Here is a 6,147-nt window from a genome sequence, read left to right as displayed (position 1 = left end):
CTCCAAAAAAATATTTCAGGTTTCTGGGTGAGTATCATACAAGTTTAATTGAGCCATATCTTTTTGTATTCTAAAAATGCATCTTTATAATTTTTAAACGCCATTTTTTCTCCTTAAAATTGTGTGATCTAAATAAAATATATAATGTAATTATTGCCTATTTTTCTAGACTTTTGATGTCTAGTTTTTTATGTTAAAATTAAAAGACGAAAACTATTGTATTTAAATATAGTTTAAAAAAGTATAATAAATCCTTGTAAAGTTGTAAAGGTAAAAAAATGAACAATAAATTCTTATCTAAATCCCTCTATGTACGAGGTCTTCAGTGTCCAAAATCGCTATGGCTTAAAAAATATAAGTGCGATGTTTTGGATCAAAATAAGGATCCTGCCGTATTTGAGACCGGGAATATAGTCGGAGAGCTTGCCTGTGAGCTATTTGGCGGTGGCAAAAGGATAAAATTTGATGGCAGCAGCTTTGATGAAAAGATAGCCCAAACTGAGAATTTTATCAAAAACGGTGAAAAAGCGATATATGAAGCGACATTTTGTTTTGATGAAATTTTAGTCATGGTGGATATCTTGCAGGTCGTTGATGGGAAGCTCATCATAAATGAAGTAAAAAGTAGCACGAATCTGGAGAGCGTCTATATAGATGATGCGAGCATCCAGCACTATGTCATTAGCTCATTAGGATATGAGGTGGAGCGCGTTAATGTGATACATATAAATAAACAATACATTCGCGGCGAAAAGCTAGAGTTTGATAAGCTTTTTACGGTAAATGATGTAACGGATCAAATTTTATCTATGCAAAGCGATGTGGCTAAAAATATCAAAAAGCTAAAAGAGACGATCAATGATGATGTTGAGCCAAATTTAGATATAGGGGTGCATTGTTTTAAGCCCTATGAGTGTGATGGGATGAACTACTGCTGGTGCGAGCAAAGAAAGATACCCGATGGGACTTCTGTCTTTAATATCGCAAAGATAAATAAGAAAAAAGCGACCGAGCTTTATCAAAATGGGATAGTAAATATTGCCGATATTAAAGACATAGACGCCTTTAATGCAAATCAACAGATACAAATAAAAGCTCAAATTAACGGGGAGGAATTTATAGACAAAGCGGGGATTAGAGAGTTTTTGGATACGCTTAGCTATCCGCTATATCACCTTGACTTTGAGACATTTCAGCAAGCAGTGCCCGAGTTTATAGGCCTTAGCCCGTATGAGCAGATACCTTTTCAGTTTTCTATCCACAAAGATTATGGCAATGGAAATTTAGAACATTTTGAGTTTTTGGCCGAGGCTGGAGCCGATCCTAGATATGAGTTAGCTCTAAATTTGATCAAATCTATCCCCCAAGATGCTTGCGTGCTAACCTATCATGCTAGTTTTGAAAAAGGAGTGATACAAAATTTGGCCGCATTGTTTCCGCAATTCTCATCTCATCTTATGAGTATACACAGTAACATTAAAGACCTTGAAATCCCGTTTGCAAAGAGATTTTTTTATCACCCAAAAATGTACGGAAGCTCGTCCATAAAGAAAGTTCTGCCGGCCATAGTGCCTAGTTTTAAGGATGCGTATACAAATTTAAATTTAATCCATAACGGCGGTGAAGCTATGAGCGAATACGCAAAACTAAAAGGCAAAATCAGGGGCGAGCAAGATGTGATTAAAAAGGCGCTTTTAGCATACTGCAAGCTAGATACCCTAGCGATGGTTAAGGTTTTAGAAAAACTGTGCGAAGTTGCAAAATAGACAAAAAAGCGTCCGCTTCGCTGACTATAATGCTTTAAAAATCAAAGGAGGAAGTGTGGATATAGAAAAACTTGAATCTATGCTAAAGCAAATCAAAGTCCTAAATGACAAACTGGAGATCAAAAAACTACGCGGTAATAACGATTATAATTTGTTTTTAGCACTTCTTGATATAAACGACGAAGTGCGTTTGCACTCACGCTTTATTTACTCGCTACTTGATCCAGATTCGTCACATTATCAAAAAGAGCTATTTTTAGAGCTTTTTATAAAAGCATGCGAGCTAGAGAATTTTGGGCTAGATCCGCAAAACGCAAAAGTCTATAAAGAATACGAGAATATAGATATCTATATAGCTGATGGAGCGAAGCATATTATTTTAGAAAATAAAATAAATGCCGGCGATCAAGAGGCTCAGATCAAAAGATATATAAAAACCGTACAAAAAGAAAACGACGGCGAAGCTGATATTTACGTGCTATTTTTATCGCCGCAAGGGCGCGAGCCGAGTGACTATAGCTTAAGTGGGCTAAAAATCGAAGGCGACAAAATTTTAGAAAAAAGCGGTGATGAAGTAGCTAAATTTAAGGCGATTTCATACGACAAAGAGATAATGGCGTGGCTTGGCTTATGTCTTGATGAGGCTGGAAATTTGGCAAATTTAGCCGCCGTGATATCGCAATACAAAAACGTAATTGAAAAAATTTACGGAAAATATAAAGGACTAGAGATGGATACCGAGGAAATAAGTAAGATAATACTAGAAAACTATGATATAGTCGATGAAATAAGAAACAAATACTTTGATATAGCCAATGCAAATAGGCTTAATGAATTTATGTTAAACGTAAAAACCGAGCTCGAAAAAAGACTACCGCAAGAATGGTGCGTGGAGACAAGGGATGCTGATGCGAGTAGACGTCATTTCGCGCCCTTATATGTTTATAAGCGCAGTTGGGATGATGGCTTCTTACTAACCTTTGCTTTAGAATTTGACAGTAAAAATTTTTTATATCCTTATATAGGACTTACCTATGACGAAGGCAGGATTAAGAAGGAGCGTATAGAGAACATACAGGCGGGTTTCACGTTTGGCGAATGGAAAGTTGGTACAAGATTTGCGAGATGGAAATGGCTAAAAAAAGATCAGTTCCTAAGAGAGATAATTATCAATAAGTACAGCGAAACCGAGCTGGTAGATGAGCTAATAAAAATGAAAGACGAGCTAGAGTCGCTAGCCGATGAAATCGCTAAACTAATCGAGGCATAAGTCATGTACGACACAATACTCCGCACAAAAGAAATCTTCGCAAACGCCAATGCCGTCATCATCACAGCAGGTGCTGGCATGGGCGTGGATAGTGGATTGCCTGATTTTAGAGGCGATCTTGGCTTTTGGAAAGCTTACCCACCTTTAAAGGATAAAAATTTAAGCTTTACCGAGATGGCAAATCCGCAGTGGTTTTTTAGTAGTCCTGAGCTAGCTTGGGCGTTTTACGGCCACAGGCTAAAGCTTTACAATAAAACTGGGCCCCACGCTGGTTTTGTACTGCTTAGAGAGCTTTGTGCGCAGAAAAACGAAAACTACTTCATTTGCACTTCAAACGTAGATGGACACTTTTCCAAGGCTGGTTTTAGCAAGGATAAAATTTACGAAGTTCATGGCTCGATCCATCACGCCCAGTGTATCCACAACGACGATGGTATGATATTGCCTATGCGTGAGAGTAGCGTAGAGGTTGATGAGGCTAAATTTATCGCTACAAAGATGCCAGTTTGCCCTGAGTGTGGCTGCGTGAGCCGTCCAAATATCATGATGTTTTACGATCACGAGTTCAATCCAAAAAGAACCTGGTCGCAGCGCAAAAGATATGAGGCGTGGTTAAGTGAAAATGAAAACTCAAAAATAGCTATAATAGAGATAGGCGCAGGCCTAGCGGTGCCAACTATCAGAAAACACGGCGAGGCGCTAGTAGAACGCTCTAAAAAGGCAACTCTTATCCGTATCAATCCAAAAGATAGCGACCTAAACCCACAGCTTGGCATCAGTCTAAAGCTAGGCGGCCTAGAAGCGCTAAATCAAATTTTATAGCAGGAGACAAAATGGAGTATGTCAGCATCTTTGAAACTTGGTATAAAAATGATAGTGGCGAGTCAAATAATATAGCTACATTTAAGGCAAAACAGGATATATATATATACGCTTAGTCAAAGTATATCCGATAAGCTCTTGACGCTACTTGAAAAAGCAAAGGGCATCGAGATAAATTTTAAAATTTCTAAAGATATGCCACTTGATGCCGTGATCAAGCTTTGCTTGGAGCAGATAAGGGATACGCTTTGCAATGAGTGTAAATTTAATGTGATCATCACTGATGATCTAGCTTATATCGATGAGCGTATTATTGTTATGAAAGTGACTATAAAATACTAAAAAATAGACGATGTAGATATCAAATTCTAAAAGGAGAGAGGATGGAAATAAAGTTACAAAAAGAGGGCTTTGAAAAGCTTTTTGCGGCTATGGGCAAGGGCTATATGGCGGCAAAGGCGCAGGCAGATAGGCAAAGAGCCATGGGTAGGCATGACTATAACATCTTTACTTTGTTTTATAATTTTAGCGATGAAGTAAATTTGCACTCAAATTTCATAGCTTCGCTGCTTGATCCAAATGGCGATCACTACAAGGGCGATCTATTTTTGAAGCTATTTTTAGAGACGTGCGGCATAGACGACTTTAGCATAGATACGAGCAGAGCCACCGTTTTTAAAGAGTTTAAACATATAGATATCTATATAAGCGACGGCAAAAAGCATATTATCCTAGAAAATAAAGTATATGCAAAAGATCAAAATAAACAGATAGAAAGATATATAGACACTATTAAAACAGATAAAACAGAAGGCGCCAAAGATGATGATATATATGTTTTATATCTGCATCCAGATGGAGAGCTACCAAAAGAATATAGCTTGGGTGATTATAAGACAGATCAAAACATAACAAAGCTAGTAAAAGAAGGCTCTACTATAAATTTTAAAGTCATTAGCTATTGCAAAGAAATTGTAGAATGGATAGATAAGTGCAAAAATGAGGTGTCAAATTTAACTGACCTAAATGTGTTTTTATCACAATACAAAGATGTGATAGAGATGATTTATAATAGATACAAAAGGATAGATAAAATGGCAAACGCAAATTTGGTAGAAATTTTTAAAGAGAATTATGCTGCGGTATCGGAGATAGTAAATAACTATCAAGAAGTTAGAAAAAAGATAATATATAGTTTTTTTAGCAATGCAGCAAAAATTCTGAGAGGTGATAGCGAAATCAAAAGCGTATATGATATTAAAACTGAAGAGAACCAAGACTATAGACCTATAATTATCACTAAAAAGAACCCTAAGGATGGTGAAATATGGGAAAAATTTTATTTTACAGTCGAATTTCAAAAATCTCCCTATTCTATGCCATATGTTGGTTTTCGTAGAAAAGAAGATAAAAATACAAATGCTAAAAATTACAAAAAACCTTGTGAAGATCAGTTGAAAAAACAAACAGAATATTTCTTGGCCGTTGATGAGTTATATAAGGATGTTAATACTGATATTTGCAAAAAAATAATAGAAGAAGAATTTAAGCCAGAAACTTTTGCAGAAATGACAAATGCAATCTTAATTAAGCTTAAAGAGCAAAAATTAGAAATGCAAACAAACCAAAACTAATTTTAGCGGCTTTTGCCACTAAAATTTTCAAATTTAAGACCAAAATTTTACAAAATAAGACATATAAAAGTCCAAAAGGCCATGTATCATCTCAAAATATAAAAAGGAGATGAGATGAGAAATTTTGACAGACTTGTTACATTTTATCTGTTGCGTGCAGTGCTTTATGGCGGACTATTTGACAAAGTAGATGGGCGCGTAGCTGATAGAGCCATAGAAGGTCTTGGCTATGGCGAGAAGCAGATAAAAGCGATAGGTGGCATGTCAAATTTCTTAAAAGAGCTAAAGCAAAGGCATGATGATATCTTAAAAAATATGCCAAAATTTCCTACTGTGCTAGATAAAAACCTACAAATGCTTAGCGAAAAGTTAAATTTAGATGAGATGCAAAATCAAATTTTAGGCTTTTTGATCGTCGTAACAAATTAAAATACGCTTGAAAACACTATCGGCAAGATCGCAGATCTACATAATAGAGATTTAATAAAAATATCGTCACTATCTTAAATTTGCCGCAACGCGTTGTAAATAATGAGCTAAAAAATGATGCGAAATTGCTAAGTTCAGGGCTGCAAATAGATATTTTGCATACACGTTGGCGCAAAATGTCTTATCTGATAACATTCTTTTGATGTATGACGAGGCTGTCTTAAGA

The 6,147-nt window shown here is 36.1% G+C and carries 6 protein-coding genes; all 6 read left to right on the top strand.

The annotated features are described in order from the left end of the window. The first annotated feature begins 278 nt into the window (after positions 1-278). The 6 genes from RYL88_RS10840 (at position 279) to RYL88_RS10815 (ending at position 5,921) form a co-directional block, all read left to right on the top strand. Complete coding sequence (locus tag RYL88_RS10840; RefSeq protein WP_314991237.1) at positions 279-1,766, top strand: DUF2779 domain-containing protein; 1,488 nt, start codon at positions 279-281, stop codon at positions 1,764-1,766. A gap of 55 nt (positions 1,767-1,821) precedes the next feature. Next, positions 1,822-3,036, top strand: coding sequence for a PD-(D/E)XK nuclease family protein (locus RYL88_RS10835; protein ID WP_314991236.1), 1,215 nt, complete (start codon positions 1,822-1,824; stop codon positions 3,034-3,036). A 3-nt stretch (positions 3,037-3,039) separates the two neighbouring features. Continuing rightward, positions 3,040-3,858, top strand: a complete 819-nt coding sequence (locus tag RYL88_RS10830; protein ID WP_314991234.1) for a Sir2 family NAD-dependent protein deacetylase — start codon at positions 3,040-3,042, stop codon at positions 3,856-3,858. A gap of 138 nt (positions 3,859-3,996) precedes the next feature. Further along, positions 3,997-4,200 carry a hypothetical protein gene (locus RYL88_RS10825; RefSeq protein ID WP_314991232.1) on the top strand — a complete coding sequence of 68 codons (204 nt, stop codon included), beginning with the start codon at positions 3,997-3,999 and terminating at the stop codon, positions 4,198-4,200. A 41-nt stretch (positions 4,201-4,241) separates the two neighbouring features. Next, positions 4,242-5,492 (top strand): PD-(D/E)XK nuclease family protein, encoded by a 1,251-nt coding sequence (locus RYL88_RS10820; RefSeq protein ID WP_314991230.1) that lies wholly within the window; start codon positions 4,242-4,244, stop codon positions 5,490-5,492. A 114-nt stretch (positions 5,493-5,606) separates the two neighbouring features. Continuing rightward, complete coding sequence (locus tag RYL88_RS10815) at positions 5,607-5,921, top strand: hypothetical protein (RefSeq protein ID WP_314991228.1); 315 nt, start codon at positions 5,607-5,609, stop codon at positions 5,919-5,921. Positions 5,922-6,147 lie beyond the last annotated feature (226 nt).

Origin of the sequence: uncultured Campylobacter sp. (assembly GCF_963517995.1) — a bacterium.
Taxonomy (GTDB): Bacteria; Campylobacterota; Campylobacteria; order Campylobacterales; family Campylobacteraceae; genus Campylobacter_A.
The sequence above is the reverse complement of the archived record's forward strand: the minus strand, read 5'-3'. Positions and strand labels throughout refer to the sequence as shown.